Source organism: Labedaea rhizosphaerae (genome assembly GCF_004362825.1).
Classification (GTDB): Bacteria; Actinomycetota; Actinomycetes; order Mycobacteriales; family Pseudonocardiaceae; genus Labedaea; species Labedaea rhizosphaerae.
In genome coordinates this window covers 770,488-795,791 of the sequence record NZ_SNXZ01000001.1, presented here as the reverse complement: position 1 = coordinate 795,791, position 25,304 = coordinate 770,488, and the positions used below count along the sequence as shown (strand labels likewise).

The following is a 25,304-nucleotide window of genomic DNA, read 5'->3' as shown; positions in this document are numbered from 1 at the left end:
CACCTCATCTGTACAGCAGGTACTGCCGCCTGCGCTGACGGAACTGGGCGAGTTCGGCCTGCCACGCGCCCACGACCTCGTCGACCGACGCACCCGCGTCGACCATCGTGCGCAGCCGGGCGGAGCCGGAAAGCTTGTCGATGTAGTTGTCCGGACGCCAGGCGAAGATGCCCGGGTAGAGCTGCTTGCAGGTCACGATCATGGCCACCGCGGAGCGGATGGCCTCGAACCGGCGCTCGTCGGTGATGTGCACCTGCACGCCACCGCACGCCTGGCCGACGAACTTCGAGAACGTGGGCGCGAAGTAGGCCTCGCGGAAGCGGACGCCAGGCAGCTGCATGGCGTTGAGCGCCTCCGACCACCGCCAGTCGATGTTCGGCGCGCCGATCGTCTCGAAGGGCCTGGTGGTACCGCGGCCCTCCGACAGGATCGTTCCCTCGAAGAGGCACAGGCCCGGGTAGACCAGCGCGGTCCGCTCGGTCGGCATGTTGGGGCTCGGCGGCACCCACAGCCGGTCGGTCTCGCTGAAGAACTGATCACGCCGCCAGCCACGGGCCTGCACGACCGACAGGCTCGTCACGGCACCGCCGTCCGACGGCAGGAACTCGCCGTTGTAGTAGCGGGCGAGCTCGCCGACGGTCATGCCGTGCTTCTGCACGATCGGCTTCAATCCGATGCCCGAAGAGAACGCCGGATCCAGCATCGGACCGTCCGCCTCGCCGCCGATCGGGTTGCCCCGGTCGAGCACGACGACCGCGGCACCGACCGCGGCCGCCGCCTTCATCGCCGTGTAGAGCGTCCAGATGTAGGTGTAGAAGCGGGCACCGACGTCGGCGATGTCGAACACGACCGTGTCCACGCCGGCCTTCGTGTACATCCCGGCGAGCTTGGTGGCGGTCGCGCCGTACGCGTCGTAGACCGGGATGCCGGTGCGGGGGTCGTTGTAGTCGCCCTCGGACCCGCCGGCCTGCGAGGTGCCGCGGAAGCCGTGCTCGGGCCCGAACGCCGCGACCGGCTTGACCCCGGCCGCCACCATCGAGTCGACGATGTGCGTGCCGTCGCCGAGGATGCCGGTCGGGTTGGACACCACGCCGACCCGCTTGCCCGCCAGCGCACTCCAGCCCTGCTGGGCCAGCACGTCCGCGCCGGGCACGGAGCCGCCGCCGTGGTTGAACGCCTTGCTGGGGTCGGCGCTCGCCACGCCCGCACCGAGCACTGCCGTGCCCAGTGCGGACGCGGCGAGGAACCCGCGCCTGCCGATGGTCATGTGGTCGCCCTTACCAGGTGAGGCCGGTGCCGAAGGGGAACAGGATGTTCGAGGCGTCGTTGCCGACCGGCACGTCCACCGGCAGCTTGCCCCGCGGCGACATCTCGCCGGTCAGCACCTTCGCCAGCGCCGTCATCGAGACGCCGCGCCACGAGTAGGTGGCCACCCAGGTCGGCGCGTCGGTGACGTACCCGGCGTCGTAAGGCGCCTGCGACGCGACGGCGATAACCGGCTTGCCGGTGGCGAGCAAGGCCTTGACCAGGTCGGTCTGCGTGGTGTTGACCGGCAGGTTGTTGGTCAGCACGACCACGACGTCGCTGGCCGCGGCCGCCTCGGTCGCCGCCGTGATCTTGGCCGCGGTCGGCTTGAGCCCGGTCGGCAGCGCCGTGGCCTGGGCACCGCGCGCGGTCAGGGCGGCCGCGAGCTGGGTCGGCGTCTTGTCCTGGTTCACGGTGTCACCGACGCCAGCGACCAGCACCTTGCCGGGGTTCTTCAACGGCAGCACGCCGTCGTCGTTCTTGAGCACGGTCACCGACGGGTCGGTCAGGGCCTGCGCTGCCGCCAGGTGCTCCGGCGTGCCGACCTTCGTCATGACCTTGTTCTCGTTGACGAACGGCGAGATCAGCACGCCGCGCTTCAGCTTGAGCTTGAGGATGCGCAGCACGCTCTGGTCGATGCGCTGCTCGGTCAGCCGCCCGCTCTGCACGGCCTTGAGCACCGAGTCCTCGGCGAGCTTGAGGTCCGGTGGCATCAACAGCTGGTCGACACCCGCCTCGAGCGCCATGACCGGCACCTCGGCGTCGCCGAACATGTCGCGCACACCCTGCATGCCCAGCGAGTCGGTGACCACGACGCCGTCGTAGTGCAACTCGTTGCGCAGGATGCCGGTCATGATCGGCTTGGACAGCGTGGCCGGCCAGCCCGACGGGTCGAGGCTCGGGATCGAGATGTGCGCGGTCATGATCACGTCGATGCCCGAGGCGATCGCGGCCTGGAACGGCGGCAGGTCGATCTTGCGCCAGTCGGCCTCGCTGCGGCTGATCACCGGCAGGCCCGTGTGGCTGTCGGTGGCCGCGTCGCCGTGGCCGGGGAAGTGCTTGGCCGCCGACGACACGGTCTCGGTCGGCCGCCCGGAGCCCTGGTAGGCCTTGACCTCGGCGGACACCATCTGGCTCACGATGTCCGGGTGCGCGGAGAACGAGCGGGCCGCGATGACCGGGTTCAACGGGTTCGAGTTGACGTCCGAGACCGGCGCGAAGTCCTGGTTGATGCCCATGGCGCGCAGCTCGTGGGCGTTGATCGTGGCCAGCTGGGTCGCGTTGGCCGGGTCACGGGTCGCGCCGATCGCCATGTTCGACGGGTACTCGGTGGCCGGCGCCTCGATCCGGGTGACGTTGCCGCCCTCCTGATCGATGCTGATCATCAGCGGCACGTGCGGGCCGGCGGTGATCGCGGCCCGCTGCAACCCGTTGGAGAAGTGCGCGAGCTGCGTCGGGTTGTCGACGTTGTCGGTGGTCGCGTTGTTGAAGTAGATGGCGCCGCCAACGTGGTAGCGCTGCACCACCTCGGCCGGTGTCGCGACCCCGTAGTGGTCGATGTTGGCCTGGGTGGCCTCGTCGGCGGACTTGCCCCAGACCGTCGCGACGAAGAGCTGGCCGACCTTCTCCTCGAGGCTCATGCCGTGCATGAGGGCGGTGGCCTGCGCGGTGAGCGCGTCCACGTGCTGGCCTTCGGGTTGAGCCGGTCCCGCGGCGGCTACGCCGGCCGACGCGAGCACCGCTGCTGCGGTGAGGGTGGGTACTAAGACGCGGCGACGTGCACGCGGAACGGGCACCAGGGCCTCCTGATCGAACACACCGGCTCGAAAGCTTCTCACCGGATTGGCAAGGCACTGGTAAGTTACCCACGCCACCACCTGGGGTCAACGGGCGCAGTCCGCTGTTTACAGCGCAAATGCGGGCGGGGCCCACCCAATGGGTAGGCCCCGCCCGCTCCGCGCGAACCACTCGGGTTACCAGGCGTGCAACTGTGTCGTACTCACAGGGCCTCGGCGTCCAGCGTCCCGGTACGCAAGCCCTTGTCGACGTGCCTCCCGCGGCGTGCTGCGCGTGGGTGCCCGGCGTTCGCGCACGGAGCCCGATCGGGGTGGTCAACACTTCTCTTCGTGTTGCCCCTGGCCAACTGGGGTCCGCACCACCATTTCTACCCAGTGATGGCCGTCACTTCAAGTCCACAGACGGGTGCACCGGTACAGAGTCTGCGAGTGGTAGATCGCCACGCCATGTGACCACTTTGGCCGGTCGGTGTACGCCTTGTGGACGATGTCCGGATACCGCCGAACGGGCGGCATTTGTTCTTGCGTCGTAAGGGTTTCGGCGATCAAGAACGCTTGCGACGCCGGTGCAGGCCGTACCAGGTGGCGCCGGCCGCGGCCGCCGCGCCGAGACCGATCGCCGCGGCCGCGACGACCGTGCCCGACGGCGTCGGGAACCGCGACCGCAGTGACACCGGTTTGGAGAACGAGAGCACCGGCCAGCCGCGGTCGAGCGCGATAGCGCGCAGTTCCTTGTCCGGGTTGACCGTCGCGGGGTGGCCGACGACCTCCAGCATCGGGAGGTCGGTCACGGAGTCGCTGTAGGCGTGGCTCGCCGCGAGGTCGTAGTCGTGTTGCTTGGCCAGGTGCTCGATCGCCTGCGCCTTGTTCACGCCGTAGCAGTAGAAGTCGATCTCCCCGGTGTAGCGGCCGTCGACCGCGACCATGCGCGTGCCCGCGCTGTGGGTCGCCCCGATCATGGTGGCGATCGGCGACACGATCTCCTCACCGGACGCGGAGACCACGACGACGTCGTGCCCCTTCTCCTTGTGCTCGGCGATCAGGTGCGCGGCTTCGGCGTAGACCAGTGGGTCGACGATGTCGTGCAGGGTCTCGTCGACCACCGACCGCACCTGCTCGACGTCCCAGCCCGTGCAGAGCGACGTCAGGTGCGCGCGCATGCGGTCGACCTGGTCGGCGTCCGCGCCGGACGCGAGGAAGACGAACTGGGCGTAGGTGCTCTTCAGCACGGCCCGGCGGTTGATCAGGCCGTTGCGGAAGAACGGGCCCGAGAAGGCGAGCGCACTCGACTTGGCGATCACCGTCTTGTCGAGGTCGAAGAAGGCGGCGACGCGCCCGGGAGTACTGCTCACGGAGCCAGCATAGGAGCGCGGGCGGGGGTGTTGGGGCGCCCAAACGTCCTAGTCAAGAGTTGTGTCGGCGGCCAGGTAACGAGGTTGCCGCGCAACTTGCGCCCTTTCGTAGCCACGAAGTGGGGCCAAGGGGATACAGTAGGAGATGTCCGGCCTATGGCCGGGCCGGTTCAGTCCGACCCCCCGGGGCTGAACCTCTGACGGCCCCCGCCCCTCCCCCCTGGCGGGGGTCGTCCCATGTCTGCACCTTTTTCCTTCCCGCGACTGGGGTTTTCCACAGGCACCCGGTTATCCACAGATCGGCTCACCCCCGTTGTGCGCCCCATGTCCCGGGGTGACGGTGGAAGCACAACCGGCAACAACTGGGGGAGCTTCCATGACCACCAACCGCGCGGTCGTCTGCGTCCGGGACCCGGACCTGCTCGACACCGTGCTCCGCGTCGCCGCGGCCGCGAGTTGCACCGTGGACCGCGCGCCCGACGCGGTCGCGGCCCGCCGCGACGCCCACGGCGCACGCCTCGTCGTGCTCGACCCGTCGGCCGCCGCCGAGTGGCACGCGGCCCGATTGCCCGCCCACCACGGCGTTGTACTGGTGTGTCCACAGGACCACCCAGGGACTGTCTACAAGAGCGCGGTCGACCTCGGCGCCGCCCGCGTGATCCGCCTGCCGGTCGGCGAGGGCGACCTCGTCGAGGAGTTCGCCGACGCGGCGGAGGGCCGATCACGCAGTCCCGGAGTCGTGATCGCCGTGGTCGGCGGCCGGGGTGGCGCGGGGGCGTCGGTCTTCGCCGCCGCGCTCGGCCTTGCCGCGCTTCACCGTGGCCACAACGTGTTCCTCGTCGATTGCGATCCACACGGCAGCGGCGTGGACCTGGTGCTCGGCGCCGACTCGCTGGACGGCGCGCGGTGGTCCGACCTGCGCATCGAGGCGGGCCGGGTGTCCGCGGCGGCGTTGCGCCGTGCGCTGCCCACGATGGGCCGCGGCAAGGCGGAGCTGACCGTGTTGGCCTGCCGCAGCCACGAACGCGGCCCGACCACCGCGGCCGCCGTCACCGCCGTGGTCGAAGCCGGCCTCCGCGCGGGCTACACGGTCGTCTGCGATCTGCCGCGCACCATCGGAGAGCGCGAGTCGGCGGTTTTGGCCAGGTCCGCAATGGCGGTTCTGGTGGTTCCGGTCGACGTCCGGTCGTGCTCGGCGGCGCGCGGCCTGGCGGCGAAGTTGCGTGACCGCACCGACAACGTCCAGCTGGTGGCCCGTGGCCTGTCGCCGACCGGGCTGACCGGCGGCGACCTGGCGAAGGTGCTGGAGGTCCCGCTGCTGACCGAGATGCGCGACCAACCCGCCCTGGCCAGATCCCTGGACATTGGCGAATTCGACCTTCCCCCAAGGAGCCCGCTCGCCTTGGCCACGGCTGTCGTGCTCGATGCCGTCGCCGCGGCGACCACTTCCGTCAAGACCGCCGCGTAACCAGGAGCCCTCGAATGTCCACAGTAGATGTAGTCGAACGCGTCCGGAAACGCCTCGCCGCCGCCGGTGGCGCCGTGGACCCGGCAACGGTCGCCGAAGCCGTCCGTGCCGAAGCCGGTGGGGTGGTCGGCCACGCCGACGTGCTGGACGCCCTCCACCGCCTCGACCACGAATTCACCGGCGCGGGTCCACTGGAGCCGTTGCTGCGCAACGAGTCCACAACGGACGTGCTGGTCACCGGCCCCGGCCAGGTCTGGGTCGACGGCCCCGACGGCCTGCGCCGCACCGACGTCACCTTCCCCGACGAGGACGCCGTCCGCCGGCTCGCCCAGCGCCTGGCCATGGCCGCCGGCCGGCGCCTGGACGACGCGTCCCCGTACGTCGACGGGTGGCTGCCCGGCAGTGGCCCGCACGGCCGGATCCGCCTGCACGCCGTCCTCCCGCCCATCGCCGCCGACGGCACCTGCCTGTCCCTGCGCGTGCTCCGCCCGGCGAGCCACGACCTCGAGACCCTCGTGCGCCTGGGCACCCTCGACATCGAGATCGCCGACCTGGTCCGCCAGTTGGTCGTCAACCGGGTGGCCTTCCTGGTCTCCGGCGCCACCGGCAGCGGCAAGACGACGCTGCTCGCGGCCTTGCTCGGTGGGGTGCCCGAGACCGAACGCATAGTCGCCATCGAAGACGCCGGTGAGCTCCAGCCCGACCACCCGCAGTTCGTCCGCCTGGTCGCCCGTCCGTCCAATGTGGAAGGAGCGGGCGCGGTGACCGTCCGCGAGCTGGTCCGCGAAGCCCTCCGCATGCGTCCCGACCGCCTGGTGGTCGGCGAGGTCCGCGGCGCCGAGGTCTGCGAGCTCCTGGCCGCCCTCAACACCGGCCACGACGGGGGAGCGGGCACGGTCCACGCCAACTCCCCGGCGGAGATCCCGGCGCGGTTGGAGGCCCTGGGCGCCTTGGGCGGGCTCAGCCGCGAGGCCCTGCACAGCCAGTTGGCGGCGGCGGTGCGGGTGATCCTCCACATGCGCCGCAAGGCCGACGGAACCCGCCACCTCGCCGAGATAGCGGTCCTCCACCACCCCGGTGCCCGGGTCCAGCCCATCCCCGCCTGGCGCGACGGCACCTGGCTGGCCGCCGAGGCCGACCTCCAGGAACTGGCCTTCCGATGACCACCACTTCGCCCGCCGCACGGCCGGCGGTCTTGCGCATTCGCCTCGCTGCCAACGCTTCCGCCCATGCGCAGAGCCCGGCCGACACGCCATCCCGGCAGCGCGGAAAGTCGACGGCTCCGACCGTGGCCGGCGCGGCGAGCAGCACGAGCGGCCCGCCAACGCGGAACGGCTCCACCGCATGACCGCCGCATCGGCCGTGCTCGCCGCCCTCGGCATCCTCGCGTGGCCCGACACGAGAGCCCGAGCACGACTCCGAGGCCTGACCCGCCAACCCGGGGCGTTCACCCGCCCGCGCTGGCTCTGGCCACCCCGCCTCCCGCTGCTGCTCGCCGCCGCATCCGCCGTCGGCTTGCTGGCCTTCGGCCCCGGTGGCGCGGCAGCGGCCGCCTTGATCACCGCAACCCTGTGGCGCCTCCACAAGATCCGCCGAACGCAAGACGCGACGATCGCCGCCGTGGCCGGCCTGGCCGAAGCCCTCCGGTCCTTCGCCGACGCCCTGCGCACGGGTGCGCACCCGGTGGCCGCGGCCGAGGCAGCGGCCGACGACGCCCACCCCGACGCCGCCACCGTCCTGCTCACGATCGCGGCCGCGTCGCGGCTGGGCGGCGACATCGAGCAAGCCCTGGCCACGACCGACCTACCCGCCCTCGCCGGACACCTACCCGAACTGGGCATGGCCGTCCGGCTCTCCACCCGCAACGGCCTGCCGCTGGCCGACGTCCTCGACGCCACCCGCCGCGACCTCCAACTGCGGGCCCGGCACGCCAAGACGGTCCAGGCCCGCATGGCCGGCCCCAGGACCACGGCAACGATCCTCGCCGCCCTGCCCCTGATCGGCATCGCCCTCGGCGAGTCGACCGGGGTCTCACCCATCCACGTGCTGGCCCACACCGGCATCGGTCAAGCGATGCTCGTCCTCGGCGCGCTCCTGACCAGCGCCGGACTGGTGTGGACGGCCAAACTCACCGCCCAGGCGACGCACCGATGACCGGCCACCAAATTTCTTGCCCGGATTCGCCCGCGGCCGCGTCTGTTGCGGTGAGACAACCGATCGAGACCCGGTGACGCCATGAACACCCAACCCGTAGCCGCCGCGCTCGCCGCAGCCGCCGCCCTCGCGTTCCCGGACGGACGTGCGGCCGCACGGCTCGCTGCCCTCAACCCGAAGCCCGCCCGACGACGTCACTGGCTCCCGGTCGTCGCCGCACCGGGCGCCGCCGCCCTCTGCCTCGCGCTCGGTACGCCGATCCTCGCCATCCCCGCGGCCGCCGGAGCATGGTGGTTCGCCCGCCGCGCGACCCAACCGCCCCAACCCAAGGCCGACAGCTTCCGGCTGGCCATCACCTGGGAACTCCTCGCCGCCGCCTTGCGCGCCGGTCTCCCGGTCTCCCACGCCATCCAGTCCGTGGCCACAGATCTGGCCGGCCCACCCGGCAAAGCCTTACGCGCCACCGCGGACCTCCTGGCCCTGGGTGCGGACCCGGTCCAAGCCTGGGACCCGGCCAGGGAGTGCCCGTCGACCGCTCCGCTGGCCCGGGCCGCGCGCCGCAGCGCACGCTCCGGCACGGCGTTGGCCGCAGCCGCGGCAGCCCTGGCCGACGAGGTCCGCGCGAGCACCGAGGCCGCCGCCGAAGCCCGCGCGCAACGGGCCGCGGTCCTGGTCAGCGGGCCGCTCGGGCTCTGCTTCCTGCCCGCCTTCATCTGCCTCGGCGTGGTGCCCGTCGTCGCGAGCCTCGCCACCGGCATCAGCCCCTGAACGTCCACAGAGGAGAGAGAAATGAATCCCACCCACGCCCGGCTGAACCACCTGGTCACCGCCGACGACGGCATGTCCACGGTCGAGTACGCCGTGGGCACGGTCGCGGCCGCCGCCTTCGCGCTGGTGCTCTACCACATCGTCACCGGCGACGACGTTCTCGCGGCCTTGACCGGCATCATCAGCCGCGCCCTGGCGCTGAACCTCTGATGCGCGCCCGCACCCGGGGCCCGACCCGCGATGCGGGCATGGCCACCGTCGAGGCGGCGATCGCCCTCTCCGCCGTGGTCACCGTGGTCGCGGTGCTGCTCGCCGGGCTCACGGCGGTGCTCGACCAGCTGCGCTGCACCGACGCCGCCCGCGAAGCGGCACGCCTGCTGGCTCGCGGTGATCCCGGTCAAGCACGTCAAGCGGTCGCCGACATCGCGCCGAGCGGTGCGCGGCTGGACGTCAAGGTGCAGGGCGACACCATCACCGTCGACGTCGTGCTCGATGCGGTGAGCCCACTGCTGCCCGGCGTCCACCCGCACGCCCACGCCGTGGCCGTCGCCGAACCGGAGGACCCAGCGCCGGAACCGGGGCCGCCATGACCGGCGACCGCGGCTCGGCGACCGTCCTCGGCGCCGTGGCGATCGCCGCGCTGGTGCTGACCGCGACGCTGGTCATGGCGGTCGGTACCGCGGAGATCGCCCGGCACCGGGCGGCCGGTGCCGCCGACCTGGCGGTGCTCGCCGCGGCCGCGGCGGCCGCCGACGGCTCGGACGAGGAGCACGCCTGCGCACGCGCCAGGTGGGTGGCGGACAACATGACCGTCCACCTCGACCGCTGCTGGTTCGACGGTGCGGACGCGCTGGTCGAGGTGTCGGCCGAGCCCGGCGGACCGCTCACCGGCCGGGTGCACGCCCACGCGCGTGCCGGGCCGGTGCAACTCACCGCCGACGAGCGGCCGGTCGCGCACCCGGCCACCGCACCGAACGCACGAGCAACGGTCGCCCCGGCACGGTGAACGGCATCACACCGCCGTTTTGGCGTACGTGGCCACCGCGACGACCGGCAGACAGGGATCGGGCCGCCCGATGGGACCCGCATCACTCGTCGTCGCCAACCGACCAGTTGTCGACTGCAAGTTACGAAAGGCACGCACCGTGCCGTTAAGTCATGAGTACGACACCGCAACGGTGTCCGAAGGGGTCAAGGAGGCAGTACCCACCATGGTGGATTCGGAGTGGTCGGATAGCTGGCGCGGAGCCTTCCGTGTGGAGCTGCGCGCAGAGGCGATCGGCCTGGCGTGGCGCGGGTGGCCCGTGCTGCCCGGCACCTATCCGACAGGCTCGGTCAACCCGGCGCAGGCGCGTTGGGCCGGCCGGGACGGCGTCGAGGCCGACGGCCTCATGCCGGTGCACGAGAACTGGCAGCAGCGCATCGGCACCGACGCCGAGCAGGTCGCCGCCTGGTGGACCGGCCAGCCCTACAGCCTCCTGCTCGCGACCGGCGTCGTGCTCGACGCCATCGAGGTGCCCGACGAGCTCGGCCGCCAGGCGGCCCGAGCGCTGCGACTGCTCGGCGTGCCGGTGCCGATCGTCGCGACGCCGGACGGCAAGTGGCTCTTCCTCACCACCGTCGCGGGTGAGCTGCGGGCGGACCTGGCGAACAACGCCGACGTGACCCTGCACGGCGCCGGCAGCTGGATCCCGTTGCCACCAAGCTCTTTCCGGCACGGCGTCGCGCACTGGCGGGTCAAGCCCGAGGTGTGCGGCTGGGAGTTCCCCCACGCCGACGTGGTGCAGAACGTGCTGGCGGACGCGCTGGCCGGACGCGTGGCCGCCGAGCGTCAGCTCGTCGCCGTCGACTGAGTCGTAGCGCGAACGACCGACCCGGCAGCTCCTTCGACCACAACTCCATCAGGCCGGCTGTCTGGCGCCGGCTCGCCGATAGCGGCGAGCACGACGTCCAGCACAGCCATCGCGCCGGCCTTGTCCAAAGGTTCGTTGCCATTCCCGCACTTCGGCGACTGAACACAGGACGGGCAGCCGGCCGGGCACTCGCAGGAAGCGATCGCTTCCCGCGTCGCGGCCAACCACGGGACCAGCGCGGCATGGCCGCGATCGGCGAAACCTGCGCCCCCGGGATGACCATCGTGCACGAACACCGTCGCCTCCCCGGTGTCAGCGTGCAACGCGGTGGACACCCCGCCGATGTCCCAACGGTCACAGGTCGCGAACAGCGGTAGCAGGCCGATCGCCGCGTGCTCGGCGGCGTGCAGCGCGCCGGGGATGCGCGCCGGTTTCAGACCGGCGCCCCCCGGTGCGCTGCCGCACAACAACTCCTGGCTGATCGTGTACCAGACACCCCTGGTCTCCAGCGTCCGCTCGGGCAGGTCGAGCGGCACCTGGTCCAGCACCTCACCTGACGGCAACCGCCGCAGGTACGCGACAACCTGTGACGTCACCGCGACGTCGCCGACGCACACGGTCACCTCGCCGTCGTCGGTCTTGAACCGCTCCTGCTCGGTGGTGCGCAACACCGAGATGTCGACGACCTCGCGTGGCTGGGTCGTCCACTCCGGATTCTCGCTGTGCACCAAGGCAAGCGACGACTCGAGGTCGAGCTCGTCGACCACATAGGACTGTCCCTGGTGCAGGTACACCGCGCCCTCGTGCACCGTCGCGCACGCCATCGCCGGGTCGACCGTGCCGAGCATCCGGCCCGAATCCGCTTCCACCACGGCGATCTGCTCGCCACCCATGCCGCGGATGTCCACATCCGCGTGCGGGCGCTGGCGACTGGTCCAGTACCAGCCACGCGGCCTGCGCCGCAGCACGCCGTCGGCGACCAGCGCGGCCAGCACCTCCTCGGCGGCCTCCCCGCCGAACACCGGCAGGCAATCCTCGGTGAGCGGGAGTTCGGCGGCCGCGCACGCCAACTGCGGTGCCAGCACGTAGGGATTCGTCGGGTCGAGCACGGTCGACTCGATCGGCCGGTCCAGCACCGCGGCCGGGTGGTGCACCAAGTAGGTGTCCAGCGGATCGTCACGGGCCACGAACACGACCAGCGCGCCGTCACCCGCCCGGCCCGCGCGCCCGGCCTGCTGCCAGAACGACGCGAGCGTGCCGGGGAACCCGGCGACCACCACCGCGTCCAGCCCGGCGATGTCCACCCCGAGCTCCAGCGCGTTCGTGCTCGCGACCCCGAGCAGTTTCCCCTGAAGCAGCGCCTTCTCCAGCGCCCGCCGGTCCTCCGGTAAGAAGCCCGCTCGATACGCGGCGACCCGCTCGGCCAGCGATTCGTCCACCTCGGACAGTGCGCGCTTGGCCGCCAGTGCGGTCAGCTCCGCGCCGCGCCGCGACCGCACGAACGCCAACGACCGCGCTCCCTCGATGACGAGATCGGTCAGGATGCGTGCGGTCTCGGCGCCGGCCGAACGCCGAACGGGCGCGCCGTGTTCACCGGCGTAGTCGGGCAGCAGCGGCGGTTCCCACAAGGCGATCGTGCGCGCGCCACGCGGCGATGTGTCTTCCGTCACTGGCACGCACTCGACCCCGGCCAGGCGCGCCGCCGACGTCGCCGGGTCCGACACCGTCGCCGAGGCGAGCACGAACACCGGGTCGGCGCCGTAGTGCTGGGCGACCCGGCGGATCCGCCGCAACAGCAACGCGACGTGCGAACCGAAAACCCCGCGGTACGCGTGGCACTCGTCGACCACGACGTGGGTGAGCCTGCGGAAGAACATCGACCAGCGCGCGTGCTGCGGCAGCACGCCGCGGTGCAGCATGTCGGGGTTGCTGAACACCCAGCGGGCGTGGGCCCGCACCCAGTCCCGCTCGACCATCGGCGTGTCGCCGTCGTAACTCGCGACCCGCAGGTCCGGCACGTCCAGGGCCTGCACCGACCGCAGCTGGTCCGCGCCGAGCGCCTTCGTCGGCGACAAGTACAACGCGGTCGCCTTGCGGTCCTCGACCAACGCCGAGAGCACCGGCAGTTGGTAGGCAAGGGACTTCCCCGACGCCGTGCCCGTCGAGATGACCACATGCGACCCCGCGCGCACCAACTCGGCGGCGTGCGCCTGGTGCGCCCACGGACGCTCGATCCCCGCTGATCTCAAAGCGGTAACAACGACGTCGGGTGTCCACGTTGGCCAGTCACCAAGAGTGGCGATGCGCTCGGGCAGGTCCGTCGCGTAGGTCAGCGGCGACTCGCCCGCCGGCACGCCGGCGAGCACGCGATCGAGCAAGCCGCGTCCCCGGCGTGTCGCGTCCAGATCGGCCACCTGTCGAGCTTCGCATGCCCCACCGACACGTTCGCGAGCACCCCGACCAAGTGTTCGAATCGACGTCGGCTGGATCGATCATGAAGGCGAATCCGGTGATAACGGACGGTGCACGTTCCGGGACGGCTGACGATCTTGGATTGGCATACCAATAGACTCCGCCGGTCGTCCCGTCTTCAGGGTCGCAACCACACGGCGTCGGTACCGGACGCAGTCTCCGGTCACTGGCCTTGTCATTGGCAGTAGTCACAGGAGGACAGATGTCCGGGCAGTACCTAGCGGAGGGCACTCTCTCCGGCGGGGGTTACGGCGTGGTCGCCGTGGTCGCCGTGGTCGCCCTCGCAGCTCTGGCCGTCGGGTATGTCCTGCTCAAGGAGGTCCTGGCCACTGGCCAAGGCACCACCAAGATGCAGGACATCGCCAAGGCGGTCCAGGAAGGCGCGGCGGCTTACCTCAACAGGCAGCGCAACACCCTCACCGTCTTCGGTGGGATCGTGTTCTTGCTGCTGTTCGCGCTCCCCGCCGACAACTGGGGTGAGCGGATCGGCCGTTCGATCTTCTTCCTCGTCGGCGCCGCGTTCTCCTTCGGCATCGGTTACCTCGGCATGTGGCTCGCCACGCAGGCGAACCTGCGCGTGGCGGCCGCGTCCCGTGAGGAGGGTGCCCGCGAGAAGGCCACGCGGATCGCGTTCCGCACCGGTGGTGTGGTCGGCATGGCGACCGTCGGCCTCGGCCTCTTCGGTGCCTCGGTCGTGGTGCTCGCGTACGCGGGCGAAGCGCCGAAGGTGCTGGAAGGCTTCGGTTTCGGCGCCGCGCTGATCGCGATGTTCATGCGTGTCGGTGGCGGCATCTTCACCAAGGCCGCGGACGTCGGCGCCGACCTGGTCGGCAAGGTCGAGCAGAACATCCCCGAGGACGACCCGCGCAACGCCGCGACCATCGCCGACAACGTCGGTGACAACGTGGGTGACTGCGCCGGCATGGCCGCGGACCTCTTCGAGTCCTACGCGGTGACCCTGGTCGCCGCGCTGATCCTCGGTTCCGCCGCGTTCGGCGACAAGGGTCTACTGTTCCCGCTGATCGTCCCGGCGCTGGGTGTGATCACCGCCGTCATCGGCGTCTACATCACCAAGGCCCGGCCCGGCGAGAGCGGCCTGACCGCGATCAACCGGTCGTTCTACATCTCGGCGCTGATCTCCGCGGTGCTCTGCACGGCCGCGGCGTTCATCTTCCTGCCGAACTCGTTCGCGGACCTGACCAACTCCACGGAGTCGGGCACCGCGGGCAGCCCGGCGGTCATCGCGACCGTCGCGGTGATCATCGGCATCGTGCTGGCCGGCTTCATCCTCTGGCTGACCGGCTACTTCACCGGCACCGAGCACAAGCCGGTCAAGCACGTCGGCGAGACCTCGCTGACCGGTGCGGCCACCGTGATCCTCTCCGGCATCTCGGTCGGTTTCGAGTCCGCCGTGTACACCGCGGTGGTCATCGGTGCCGCCGTGTACGGCGCGTTCCTGCTGTCCGGTTCGCTGTTCGTGGCGCTGTTCGCGATCGCGCTGGCCGGTTGCGGTCTGCTCACCACGGTCGGCGTCATCGTCGCCATGGACACCTTCGGCCCGGTCTCCGACAACGCGCAGGGCATCGCCGAGATGTCCGGTGACGTCGACGGCGAGGCCGCGCAGATCCTGACCGAGCTCGACGCGGTGGGCAACACCACCAAGGCGATCACCAAGGGCATCGCGATCGCGACCGCCGTGCTCGCGGCGACCGCGCTGTTCGGCTCCTACATCAACGCGATCCGCCAGGCCGTGCTCGACGCCGCGCACGCCACGGCCGACGCGGCGAACACGCTGACCAACGGCACCCTGTTCGCCTCCAGCGACCCGGACGGCCAGTCCTTCGTCGCCCTGGTGTTCAGCCCGAACACGCTGGTCGGCATCGCGCTCGGGGCGGCCGTCGTGTTCATGTTCTCGGGTCTCGCGGTCAACGCCGTGTCCCGTGCGGCGGGCGCCGTCGTGTTCGAGGTGCGCCGCCAGTTCCACGAGAACCCCGGCATCATGGACGGCACCGTTCGCCCGGAGTACGGCCGGGTCGTGGACCTCTGCACCCGTGACTCGCTGCGTGAGCTCACGACGCCGGGTCTGCTCGCGGTGTTCGCGCCGATCGCCGTCGGCTTCGGCCTCGGCGTCGGTCCGCTGGCCGGTTACCTGGCCGGCGCGATCGCCACCGGCACCCTGATGGCCGTGTTCCTGGCCAACTCCGGTGGCGCGTGGGACAACGCGAAGAAGCTGGTCGAGGACGGCAACCACGGCGGCAAGGGCTCCCCGGCCCACGAGGCCACCATCATCGGTGACACCGTCGGTGACCCGTTCAAGGACACCGCCGGCCCGGCGATCAACCCGCTGATCAAGGTCATGAACCTGGTCTCGCTGCTGATCGCTCCGGCTGTCGTCGCCTTCTCCATCGGCGAGGACAAGAACACCCCGGTGCGGGTCGTCATCGCGCTCGTCGCCGTGGTGATCATCGTCGGCGCGGTCATCGTGTCGAAGCGCCGCAGCAACGCCATCGCCGACAACCCGGCGGAGCGCGTGGCCAACGGGGCTGCTTGATCAATCGCTAGTCGCGAACGCGCCCGGTCCGGTTCATCGGACCGGGCGCGTTTCGTGTTTGCCTGCGGGTAGGTTTCCCGCATGACCAAGCGGCTGCTCGTTGTTGCGTTCGTCGCTGCCTTCGCGGTGTCCTGCAGCTCTTCCGGCGGTGATCAGGCGAGCGGCTCGTCGTCGGCCACGCCGCCGCCCTCGTCCGGCGCCTCGACCTCCGCGTCCGCCCCGTCGACGGACTCGGGCAGCGCACCGGTGCCGAACGACCCGTCCGTGCGGTGGATGGACAGCTTCTGCCGCCCGATCGACGACCTGGTGAAGTCGGCGAGCACGCAGCCGCAGATCGATTCGAGCAACCCCGACGCCATGCGCACCTCGCTGGCGACGTTCTTCGGCAACATCGCCGACCAGTTGGGCAAGACGTCCGCCGCGCTGAAGGCCCTCGGCCCGTCGCCGGTCAAGGGCGGCGACGAGGCGGCCAAGGCCCTCGCCACGCAGTACGACAAGACGCGCACGGCGTTCCTCGAGACCAAGCAGAAGCTCGAGGCCACGAAGGACCCCAACGCCCTCGCCGCGTCCATGGCCGACATCGGCCCCAAGATGCAGGCCCTCGGCTCGAGCAACCCCCTCGCCTCCCTCGAGAACAACAAGGACCTGGCAAACGCCGCCAAACAGGCCCCCCACTGCCAAGCCCTAGCCACCCCCTAACCCGTCCTGACCTGCACCAACCCGATCCAGCAGGCTTGATCCGCACCCCTCACGGTGCCCCCGACCCACCCACCTGTGATTCAGCGGGCTTATTCACCGACGCCCGTGCGAACCCTCACTGGCATCCCTGCGATCGGCGGCTCCGTCCCCGGTTCCTGTACGAGATGCACCTGACCTGGCCGCTCGGGATTCAGCGGGCTTAATCCCGGGCCCACGGGCAAGGTGCCGTTGACCTGCGGGTGTGGGATTGAGCGGGCTTATTCACGGCCGCCCCCGCGACCTCCTACCGGCGCCCCTGCGACCGCCGGCTCGTCTCTCGGCGTGCCTGCGCGAGATGCACCTGACCTGGCCGCTCGGGATTCAGCGGGCTTAATCCCGCGCCGATGGGCAAGGTGCCGTTGACCTGCGGGTCCGGGATTCAGCGGGCTTATTCACGGGCGCCTCGGCGGCGGCTTAGGTGGGGCCGTCTCGGGCCGGGCTGGCGCACGGGTGGGCGAACTGTGGGGACGGGGTTCAGCGGGCTTATTCCTGGGCAGGGCGGTGACCTGGGGGTATGGGGTTCAGCGGGCTTGTTCACGGCAGGCGAGGCGGGTGAATGGCGTGACGTGTGGGGCTGATGGTGCTTTACCCTGGTCGAACGGGTGTTCTAACCTGATCGCGTGCCGCAGTTGTCGTTCTTCTCCGCCGAGGCTGCCGCGCCTTGCCTCGGCGACCTGGCGGGCGTCTTGTGCGCCCGGGGACGGATGGCCGGATTCGCGCGCACCGCGGCGCGGCTCTCCATCACCGTCGACAGCCGGTGGCGAGCCCGGGCGCTGGCTGCCGCCCTCGCCGAACGCGGCGTGTCCGCACGCCTTGAGCCGGACGAGAACGAATCGGTCGCCCTGCATACCCCGTTCCGCACGGACCTGACCCCGCTCGCCGACGCCTGGACTCGCGACACGACGAAGACCATCCCGCCCGGACTGACCCTCACCGGCGGTCCGCTGCGCCTCTGGGTGCTCACTGCGGGCAGTTGGCTCGAGGGCAGTTACCTGCTGGAACTCGACCCGGACGCGCCGCAGACGCACGAGCCGCTTGTCGCCGCGCTGGCCCGCGCCGGGCTCCGCGTTGGTGTACTCACGCCGCCCGAAGGCAACCCAAGTATTAAGGTGACCGGCCGACGCAGGCTGAGTCGCCTGGTCGAGCTCGTCGGAACACCACCGGACCGCCACGCGTTGGAGCACTGGCCGGCCTCGTCGAGAGTGCATGCGATGAGCTGAACGTGCTACAGCTGGTAACAGGGCGGCTGCGGTTCGGCGATGTGCTCCGTACCTGGAGTACGGGGCGCAGCCGTGGCTGGTGCACACTGACGGGCTGACGCAGGAGTCGATGAAAGAGCAGGGCAAGGGTGGCAGGATCCACGAGGACGAAGAGCAGCGGCGGGTCGGCCGGCACTGAGCCGCGCCGGCTGGTGATCGTCGAGTCGCCCGCCAAAGCCAAGAAGATCGCGTCCTACCTCGGGCGCAACTTCGTGGTCGAGTCCTCGCGCGGTCACATCCGCGACCTGCCCCGCAAGGCGGCCGAGGTCCCAGCCAAGTACAAGGGCGAGTCCTGGTCGAACCTCGGCGTCAACGTCGACAACGGCTTCGAGCCCATCTACATCGTCACGCCGGACAAGAAGGCCACGGTCACCGAGCTCAAGGAAGCCCTGAAGACCGTCGACGAGCTCTACCTCGCGACAGACGGCGACCGTGAGGGCGAGGCGATCGCCTGGCACCTGCTGGAGGCGCTCAAGCCCAAGGTGCCGGTGCGCCGGATGGTCTTCCACGAGATCACCGAGTCCGCCATCCGGGCCGCCGCGCAGAGCACCCGCGAACTCGACCAGGACCTGGTCGACGCGCAGGAGACCCGCCGCATCCTCGACCGGCTCTACGGCTACGAGGTCAGCCCCGTGCTGTGGAAGAAGGTCATGCCGAAGCTCTCGGCGGGCCGCGTGCAGTCGGTGGCCACCCGGATCGTGGTGCAGCGCGAACGCGAGCGGATGGCGTTCGTCTCGGCCTCGTACTGGGACATCTCCGCCAGCATGGACGCGGGCAAGGACGCCGAGCCGCCGATCTTCTCCTCGCGCCTGGTCGCCGTCGACGGCACCCGCGTCGCCACCGGCCGCGACTTCGGCGCCGACGGCAAGCTCAAGCAGAACGCCGACGTCACGGTGCTCGCCGAGGCCGACGCGACCCGCCTGGCCGAGGCGCTCACCGGCGCGCAGATGCGCGTGTCGAGCGTCGAGGAGAAGCCGTACACCCGCAAGCCGTACCCGCCGTTCATGACCTCGACGCTGCAGCAGGAGGCGGGCCGCAAGCTGCGGTTCTCCGCCGACCGCACCATGCGCACCGCGCAGCGCCTGTACGAGAACGGCTACATCACCTACATGCGTACCGACTCCACGACGCTGTCGGAGACGGCGATCGCGGCGGCTCGTGCGCAGGCCACCGACCTCTACGGCGCGCAGTTCGTCTCGCCGCAGCCCCGGCAGTACAACCGCAAGGTCAAGAACGCCCAGGAGGCCCACGAGGCGATCCGCCCGGCCGGCGAGGTGTTCCGCACCCCCGGCCAGGTCGCGAACGAGCTGCAGAGTGACGAGTTCCGCCTCTACGAGCTGATCTGGCAGCGCACCATCGCCTCGCAGATGGCCGACGCACGCGGCACCACGATGAGCGTGCGGATCACCGGCACGGCGTCCAGCGGCGAGGAGTGCACGTTCGCCTCGTCCGGCCGGACCATCACGTTCGCGGGTTTCCTGCGTGCCTACGTCGAGGCCGTCGACTCCGAGGCCGGTGGCGAGGCCGACGACGCCGAGCGCCGGCTGCCGCGGCTGGTCAAGGACCAGCAGGTCACCGCGTCCGAGCTGACCGCCGACGGGCACGCCACCAGCCCGCCGCCGCGCTACAGCGAGGCCAGCCTGGTCAAGGCGCTGGAGGAGCTGGGCATCGGCCGGCCGTCGACGTACGCGTCGATCATCAACACCATCCAGGACCGCGGCTACGTGTGGAAGAAGGGTTCCGCGCTGGTCCCGTCGTGGATCGCGTTCTCGGTGATCGGCCTGCTGGAGCAGCACTTCGAGCGGCTGGTCGACTACGACTTCACCGCCGCCATGGAGGACGAGCTCGACAGCATCGCCGCGGGCAACCAGGAGCGCACCAGCTGGCTCGCCGGGTTCTACTTCGGCGGCGACATCGGCGTGAACAACTCCATCGGCCGCTCCGGTGGGCTGAAGAAGCTCGTCGGGTCGAGCGTCGAGGAGATCGACCCGCGTGCGGTGAACTCGATCCCGATGTTCACCGACGACCACGATCGGTCGATCGTGGTGCGGGTCGGCCGCTACGGCCCGTACCTGGAGCGCGAGGTCGACGGTTCGGCGCAGCGGGCGAACCTGCCCGAGGACCTCGCGCCGGACGAGCTGACCCTCGAGATCGCGGAGAAGCTCTTCTCCACCCCGCAGGAGGGTCGCTCGCTGGGTGCCGACCCGGTCACCGGGCACGAGATCGTGGCCAAGGAGGGCCGCTTCGGTCCGTACGTGACCGAGGTGCTGCCCGAGCCGGAGGAGACCGACGGCAAGAAGAGCAAGACCAAGCCGAAGCCACGGACCGGCTCGCTGTTCAAGAGCATGGACCTGGCCACGGTCACGCTGGACGACGCGTTGAAGCTGCTCTCGCTGCCGCGGGTGGTCGGCAAGGACCCGGAGTCCGGCGAGGAGATCACCGCGCAGAACGGCCGCTACGGCCCGTACCTGAAGAAGGGCACCGACTCGCGGTCGCTGACCAGCGAGGACCAGATCTTCACGGTGACCCTCGACGAGGCGCTCAAGATCTACGCCGAGCCGAAGAAGCGGGGCCGCCAGGCCGCCGCGTCCGCGCCGCCGCTGAAGGAGCTGGGCAACGACCCGGTGTCCGGCAAGCCGATGGTGGTCAAGGACGGCCGGTTCGGCCCGTACGTCACGGACGGTGAGACCAACGCTTCGCTGCGCAAGAGCGACAGCGTGGAGACGTTCACCGACGAGCGCGCCGCCGAGCTGCTGGCGGAGAAGCGGGCGAAGGGCCCGGCGCCGAAGAAGCGCACGACGACCACCAGGCGCAAGCCCGCCACGAAGAAGGCGACGGCCGGCAAGTAGCGCGGTTACGCTCGACCATGTGACCGAGCCCGTGTGGCTCGACGGCACGCAGGACCTGCCGCCGCAGCCGTTGTTGCCCGACCCGCTCGCCGGCTTGTTGACGGGCGAGGCGTTGCCCGGCGTGTCGCCCGAGTCGTGGCAGGCCGCCCGTGCCGTGCCGCCACCACCCTCGCCGCGTGCGGTGGCGCCGGGGATCAGCGCGGTGTTCGCGGAGCCCCAGCAGCCGAGGGGCAGGCGGCAGCGGGCCCAGCAGCCCGCGCCGCAGGTCCGCCGGCCCGCGGGCGTTCCCGCCGCCGGCTATCGGCCGCGCCCCGCGGTGCGCCAGCGCCCGCCCAGGAGCGGCGGGCGTGTGGTTCTCATCACATGGATCGTGACGCTGTTCATCCTGTTCTTGATCGCCCGGGCGGTCATCACGGGGATCACGGGCAACTGACCCCAAGAACCACCCGATAAGATGAGCGGTTCGCCGCCGTGGTTGCATGACGTCACCACGGCCGGGTCGCGCGCTCCGTGGTCCGCTTGGGGGACGAGGGTCGCGGACTACGCTGGGTGCGCCGACATGGAATGAGGTGACGGCATCAGCGGGGGACTGAGTCCGGGCCGGGTCGGCGATGGTGCGTCGGCCGAGTCCGACGCGTCCATGGTGCACCGCGCGCGCAGCGTGCTGGCCATTCGCGCGTTCCGCAGGCTCTGGGGTGTCACCTATCTCTGCAGCATCGGCGACTGGCTCTCGTTGCTCGCGTTGACCGGCCTGGTCACGACGCTCGTGCACGACTACCGCCTCAAGAGCTTCGCGTTCGCCGGTGTCGTGCTCACGCAACTGTTGCCGGGCCTGCTGTTCGCCCCGATCGGCGGTCTGCTCGCCGATCGGTTCGACCGGCGCAAGATCATGGTCGTCTGCGACCTCGCGCGCTGTGCTCTGTTCGTCTCGATCGGCCTGGTGGGCAGCACGGTCTGGCTGTTCATCGGCAACTTCCTGGTCGGCTGCTTCGCGATGATGTGGATCCCGTCGAAGGACTCCGCCATCCCGAACCTGTTGCGCCGCAAGGAGCAGGTGGAGACCGCGAACCAGCTCGGCCTGGTGATGACCTACGGGATCTCCGTGGTCACGGCCGCGGGGTTGTACGCGATCATCAACGGTTTCGGCACGCTCTTCCACGTCCAGTTCGGCCACGACAACCTCGGCATCGCCAAGGTCATCGTCATCTTCATCGGGGCGCTGTTCCTGACCAGCGCGTTGCTGGTGGCCACGCGCATCCCGGAGCTGTCGCTGCGCGACACCGCGGTCGCCAAGGCCGAGGACGAGAAGAAGGCCAGGGAGAAGGCCGAGGAGCAGGTCGACCAGCCGGGCTTCCTGGCGATGGTCAAGGACGCGGGCAAGTTCGTTCGCAAGACCCCGCTGGTGCGCGGGCTGCTCATCGGCATGGTCGGTGCATTCGCGGCCGGCGGCGCGGTGATCGGCTCGGCCAACACCTACGTGAACAGCCTCCAGGCCGGTCCCGCCGCGTTCGGCCTGCTCTTCCTCGCGGTGTTCCTCGGCCTGAGCACCGGCATGGCCTCGGCGCCGAAGCTCGCCCAGCGGATGCCGCGCAACCGGTTGTTCGGCATCGCGATCGTCGTTGCCGGTCTGGCGTTGGCGATCGTGGCGTTGTCGCCCCACTTGGCGGTGTCGCTGATCGCGGTCGCGGTGGTCGGCGCCGGCGCCGGGATCGCGTTCCTGACCGGCATGACGATCATCGGCACCCAGATCGAGGATTCGATCCGCGGTCGCATCAACGCGATCTACCAGTCGTTGATGAAGATCATCCTGTTTGGCTCGACCGCCGTGGTGCCCGCGCTGGTCGCGCTTGTGCGGCCGAAGCGGGTCGAGGTCCTCGGCCGGCCGATGACCATCGACGGCACCCGCCCGGTGCTCCTCCTCGCCGGCTTGCTTGCCGCGCTCTTCGGTGTGATCGCGTACCGGCAGATGGACGACCGGCGCAGCGAGACGATCATGTCCGATCTGCTCGCCGTGCTGCGCAAGATCCCGCGCAGGCGCACCGGCCTGCTGATCGCCGTCGAGGGCGACACGGTGGCGGACACGAGCACGCAGGCCGCGCTGCTCGCCGACTCGCTGCGGCACTCCGGCAAGCGGGAGATCCTGCTGGCGAGCGACCCGGCCCTGGACGACCGGCGCTTGTCGACGTTGCTCTCCGATGCCGCGTTGACCAGCTCCCGGGCGCGGGCCTTGGTGGCCGCTGCCGTGCGTGCGGACCTCGTCGAGCGGCAGATCCGACCCGCGCTGGACCGCGGCGCGGTCGTGGTGATGGAGCGGTTCGTGGACAGCCCGCTCGCCCAGCTCTCGGCCAACGCCGGGCTCGACCAGAAGGAACTCGAAGGCCTCGCCGACTGGGCGACCGCGCGGCTGCGCCCGGACATGACCGTGCTGCTCGACCGCGACTCCTCCACGCGCCCCCCGCGGGCGGCGACGGAGCAGCGGTGGGCGGTGCAGCACCTGCTGACGGAGATGGCGTCCGCCGACCCCGACCGCTACGTCGTGGTCGACGCGGACGGCGCCGTGGAGGATGTGGCGGAGCGCGTGCGGCTGGCCGTGCAGACGTCGCTGGCCGGGCGCAAGCTGCCCGAACTCGTTGCCGTCGAACCCGTGGAGACCTCGTGACCGGTGGTGTGTGGTCGCAACTCGTGGGCCAGGAGCACGCCGTCGAAGTGCTGGTCGCGGCCGCGACCGCAGGCAAGGCGCTGGTCGAGGGGCGCACGTCCGACGCGTCCGGCATGACGCACGCGTGGTTGTTCACCGGGCCGCCTGGTTCCGGGCGGTCGACAGCCGCGTCGGCGTTCGCGGCCGCGTTGCAGTGCGTCGACGGTGGCCCGATCCCCGGCTGCGGGGAGTGCCACGGCTGTCGCACCACGTTGTCGGGCACGCACGCCGACGTGCGGGTGGTCGTGCCGGAAGGTCTGTCGATCTCGGTCGCGGAGATGCGAGCCCTGGTGCAGACGTCCGCGCGGCGGCCGACCGGCGGGCGCTGGCAGGTCGTGATCATCGCCGACGCGGACCGGCTCACCGAAGGCGCCGCGAACGCGTTGCTCAAGGCGGTGGAAGAACCGCCGGAGCGCACGGTGTTCCTGTTGTGCGCGCCGTCGGATCACCCGGACGACGTGTCGGTGACGATCCGCTCGCGCTGCCGCCCGATGGCGTTGCGCACGCCGGCCGCCCCGGCGATCGCCGAGGTGCTGGTGCTGCGGGACGGCATCGAGCCGGAGATGGCGCGGTGGGCCGCGTCGGTGTGCGGGGGCCACATCGGGCGGGCGCGCCGGCTCGCACGTGACGAGGCCGCACGCGACCGTCGTGCCGCCGTCCTGCGGATCCCGCTGGGCGTCCGGCGGTTCTCCGACGTGTTCGCCGCGGCCGACGAACTGGTCAAGGCCGCCGAACGCGACGCGTCCGAGGTGAGCAAAACCCGCGACGACGCCGAGAAGGAAGCCCTGCGCACGGCGTTGGGCGCGGGCGGCACCGGCAAGGGCACCGCGGCGGCGACCCGCGGCGCCAAGGGGGCGGAACGGGAGTTGGAGCGGCGCCAGAAGTCCCGCGCCACCCGAACCCAGCGCGATGCCCTCGACTTGGCCTTGGTCGACCTGGCCGGCTTCTACCGCGACGTCCTGATCACCGCATCCGGCTCCGAAGCGGCGTTGAACCACCCCGACCACGCCCGCCAATCCACGACGGCCGCCACCGCCTGGACCCCGGAATCCACGCTCACCCGCCTGGAAGCCGTCCTGGCCTGCCGCGAAGCCCTCGAACTCAACGTAAAGCCCCGCATCGCCGTAGAAGCAATGATCACCGCCCTATACCGCGGCTAACCCACCCAACCCCGTCCCGCCCCGCCCCTCACCCCGGTCGGTGCATTCACCCCGCTCACCCGCAGTACCTGGCATCCAGCGGGCTTAATCCCAAGACGGCACGTTTGCCCAGCTCACCCGCGGCACTTGACATTCAGCGGGCTTATTTCCTCGCCTCCCGCCAGAGGCACCGGCGACGAGAGCTCCCCGTGCGACCCCATCCCGAGCATCTCGCCCCCGCGTGCTCAGTACCCATCGCCCCCAGCCCGGCCCTGTCACGGCTCGCCCACCCGCCAGCCCACCCACGGTTCAGCGGGCTTAATCCGTGGGTCCGGCGTTTGCCCAGCTCAGCGCCTGCGTCTGGCATTCAGCGGGCTTATTCCCCATGCGCTTCGCTCAGGTCCTCGACGGCCAGAGGACCTCGGGCGACCCCATCGGCGCGTCTCGGCCTCGGGTGCTTAAGCCCACCCCTCAACCCGGCCCGGTCAAGGCTCGCCGCACTCGCCAGCGCCACCCCGGAGTTCAGCGGGCTTAATCCGGGGGTCCCGCGTTTGCCCAGCTCAGCCCCTGCGTTTGGCATTCAGCGGGCTTAATCCCCGCGCTTCGCTCAGGACTCGGCGACGGGAGTGCCTCGGGCGACCCCATCGGCGCGTCTCGTCCTCGCCTGCTCAGTCCCATCCCCTCGACCCGGTCCGACCCGGCCGCCAGCCCCCCTCAGAGTTCAGCGGGCTTAATCCCGGGAGCTTGCGTTTGCCCAGCTCAGCGGCTGGCTTCGGTATTCAGCGGGCTTATTCCCAGATGGCGGGGGAGCGCCTTCGAGGGTGGGAGGACCACCCGCGGGTTGGCGCACGAGACCGCGCGGTATTCAGCGGGCTTGTTCACGGGGCGGCGCGTTTGGGCTG

Annotated in this window: 20 protein-coding genes; 15 read left to right on the top strand and 5 right to left on the bottom strand. The window is 70.7% G+C overall.

All coding sequences use genetic code 11. The annotated features are described in order from the left end of the window. Positions 1-4: 4 nt before the first annotated feature. The 3 genes from EV186_RS03465 to EV186_RS03455 form a co-directional block, all read right to left on the bottom strand. Positions 5-1,267: an exo-beta-N-acetylmuramidase NamZ family protein gene (locus EV186_RS03465; protein WP_133847612.1), complete on the bottom strand. Its 1,263-nt coding sequence runs from the start codon at positions 1,265-1,267 to the stop codon at positions 5-7. A gap of 10 nt (positions 1,268-1,277) precedes the next feature. Continuing rightward, on the bottom strand, positions 1,278-3,101 hold the full coding sequence (locus tag EV186_RS03460; RefSeq protein WP_133847611.1) for a glycoside hydrolase family 3 protein: 1,824 nt from the start codon (positions 3,099-3,101) through the stop codon (positions 1,278-1,280). Between the two features lie 545 nt (positions 3,102-3,646). Next, on the bottom strand, positions 3,647-4,453 hold the full coding sequence (locus EV186_RS03455) for an HAD-IB family hydrolase (protein ID WP_133847610.1): 807 nt from the start codon (positions 4,451-4,453) through the stop codon (positions 3,647-3,649). 376 nt (positions 4,454-4,829) lie between these two features. Here EV186_RS03455 and ssd point away from each other — a divergent pair, with 376 nt between their 5' ends. The 8 genes from ssd to EV186_RS03415 all read left to right on the top strand — a co-directional run bounded on the left by ssd (position 4,830) and on the right by EV186_RS03415 (position 10,696). Next, on the top strand, positions 4,830-5,921 hold the full coding sequence (ssd, locus tag EV186_RS03450) for a septum site-determining protein Ssd (protein ID WP_133847609.1): 1,092 nt from the start codon (positions 4,830-4,832) through the stop codon (positions 5,919-5,921). A 14-nt stretch (positions 5,922-5,935) separates the two neighbouring features. Next, a complete protein-coding gene (locus EV186_RS03445) occupies positions 5,936-7,084 on the top strand; it encodes a TadA family conjugal transfer-associated ATPase (RefSeq protein WP_133847608.1) in 1,149 nt (382 codons plus the stop codon). A 181-nt stretch (positions 7,085-7,265) separates the two neighbouring features. After that, positions 7,266-8,075 carry a type II secretion system F family protein gene (locus EV186_RS03440; RefSeq protein WP_133847607.1) on the top strand — a complete coding sequence of 270 codons (810 nt, stop codon included), beginning with the start codon at positions 7,266-7,268 and terminating at the stop codon, positions 8,073-8,075. Between the two features lie 81 nt (positions 8,076-8,156). Further along, on the top strand, positions 8,157-8,843 hold the full coding sequence (locus EV186_RS03435; protein WP_133847606.1) for a type II secretion system F family protein: 687 nt from the start codon (positions 8,157-8,159) through the stop codon (positions 8,841-8,843). Positions 8,844-8,864: 21 nt separating this feature from the next. Further along, positions 8,865-9,053, top strand: a complete 189-nt coding sequence (locus EV186_RS03430; RefSeq protein ID WP_133847605.1) for a DUF4244 domain-containing protein — start codon at positions 8,865-8,867, stop codon at positions 9,051-9,053. After that, positions 9,053-9,433 (top strand): TadE family type IV pilus minor pilin, encoded by a 381-nt coding sequence (locus EV186_RS03425; RefSeq protein WP_133847604.1) that lies wholly within the window; start codon positions 9,053-9,055, stop codon positions 9,431-9,433. Before EV186_RS03430 ends, EV186_RS03425 begins: the two co-directional genes overlap by 1 nt. Next, positions 9,430-9,849 (top strand): Rv3654c family TadE-like protein, encoded by a 420-nt coding sequence (locus EV186_RS03420; protein WP_133847603.1) that lies wholly within the window; start codon positions 9,430-9,432, stop codon positions 9,847-9,849. Before EV186_RS03425 ends, EV186_RS03420 begins: the two co-directional genes overlap by 4 nt. 205 nt (positions 9,850-10,054) lie before the next feature. Next, complete coding sequence (locus EV186_RS03415; protein WP_133847602.1) at positions 10,055-10,696, top strand: bifunctional DNA primase/polymerase; 642 nt, start codon at positions 10,055-10,057, stop codon at positions 10,694-10,696. Here EV186_RS03415 and EV186_RS03410 read toward each other — a convergent pair. After that, positions 10,675-13,101, bottom strand: a complete 2,427-nt coding sequence (locus EV186_RS03410; RefSeq protein ID WP_424982364.1) for a DEAD/DEAH box helicase — start codon at positions 13,099-13,101, stop codon at positions 10,675-10,677. The genes EV186_RS03415 and EV186_RS03410 overlap by 22 nt on opposite strands. A 269-nt stretch (positions 13,102-13,370) precedes the next feature. Between EV186_RS03410 and EV186_RS03405 the strand changes: the two genes are divergently transcribed. After that, positions 13,371-15,719, top strand: a complete 2,349-nt coding sequence (locus tag EV186_RS03405) for a sodium-translocating pyrophosphatase (protein ID WP_133847601.1) — start codon at positions 13,371-13,373, stop codon at positions 15,717-15,719. A gap of 152 nt (positions 15,720-15,871) precedes the next feature. On the opposite strand, the gene EV186_RS03400 is transcribed toward EV186_RS03405, so the two are convergent. Next, complete coding sequence (locus tag EV186_RS03400) at positions 15,872-16,078, bottom strand: hypothetical protein (protein ID WP_133847600.1); 207 nt, start codon at positions 16,076-16,078, stop codon at positions 15,872-15,874. On the opposite strand from EV186_RS03400, the gene EV186_RS03395 reads away from it, so the two are divergent. The 6 genes from EV186_RS03395 (at position 16,077) to EV186_RS03370 (ending at position 24,423) form a co-directional block, all read left to right on the top strand. After that, positions 16,077-16,418: a hypothetical protein gene (locus EV186_RS03395; protein ID WP_133847599.1), complete on the top strand. Its 342-nt coding sequence runs from the start codon at positions 16,077-16,079 to the stop codon at positions 16,416-16,418. The genes EV186_RS03400 and EV186_RS03395 overlap by 2 nt on opposite strands. A gap of 659 nt (positions 16,419-17,077) precedes the next feature. Then, on the top strand, positions 17,078-17,677 hold the full coding sequence (locus tag EV186_RS03390; RefSeq protein WP_133847598.1) for a hypothetical protein: 600 nt from the start codon (positions 17,078-17,080) through the stop codon (positions 17,675-17,677). Between the two features lie 128 nt (positions 17,678-17,805). Further along, positions 17,806-20,565: a type I DNA topoisomerase gene (topA, locus tag EV186_RS03385; RefSeq protein WP_133847597.1), complete on the top strand. Its 2,760-nt coding sequence runs from the start codon at positions 17,806-17,808 to the stop codon at positions 20,563-20,565. Positions 20,566-20,584: 19 nt separating this feature from the next. After that, positions 20,585-20,998, top strand: a complete 414-nt coding sequence (locus EV186_RS03380; protein WP_133847596.1) for a hypothetical protein — start codon at positions 20,585-20,587, stop codon at positions 20,996-20,998. Between the two features lie 207 nt (positions 20,999-21,205). Continuing rightward, positions 21,206-23,224, top strand: a complete 2,019-nt coding sequence (locus EV186_RS03375; protein WP_133847595.1) for a bifunctional MFS transporter/dTMP kinase — start codon at positions 21,206-21,208, stop codon at positions 23,222-23,224. Next, positions 23,221-24,423 carry a DNA polymerase III subunit delta' gene (locus EV186_RS03370; protein WP_133847594.1) on the top strand — a complete coding sequence of 401 codons (1,203 nt, stop codon included), beginning with the start codon at positions 23,221-23,223 and terminating at the stop codon, positions 24,421-24,423. Before EV186_RS03375 ends, EV186_RS03370 begins: the two co-directional genes overlap by 4 nt. Positions 24,424-25,304 lie beyond the last annotated feature (881 nt).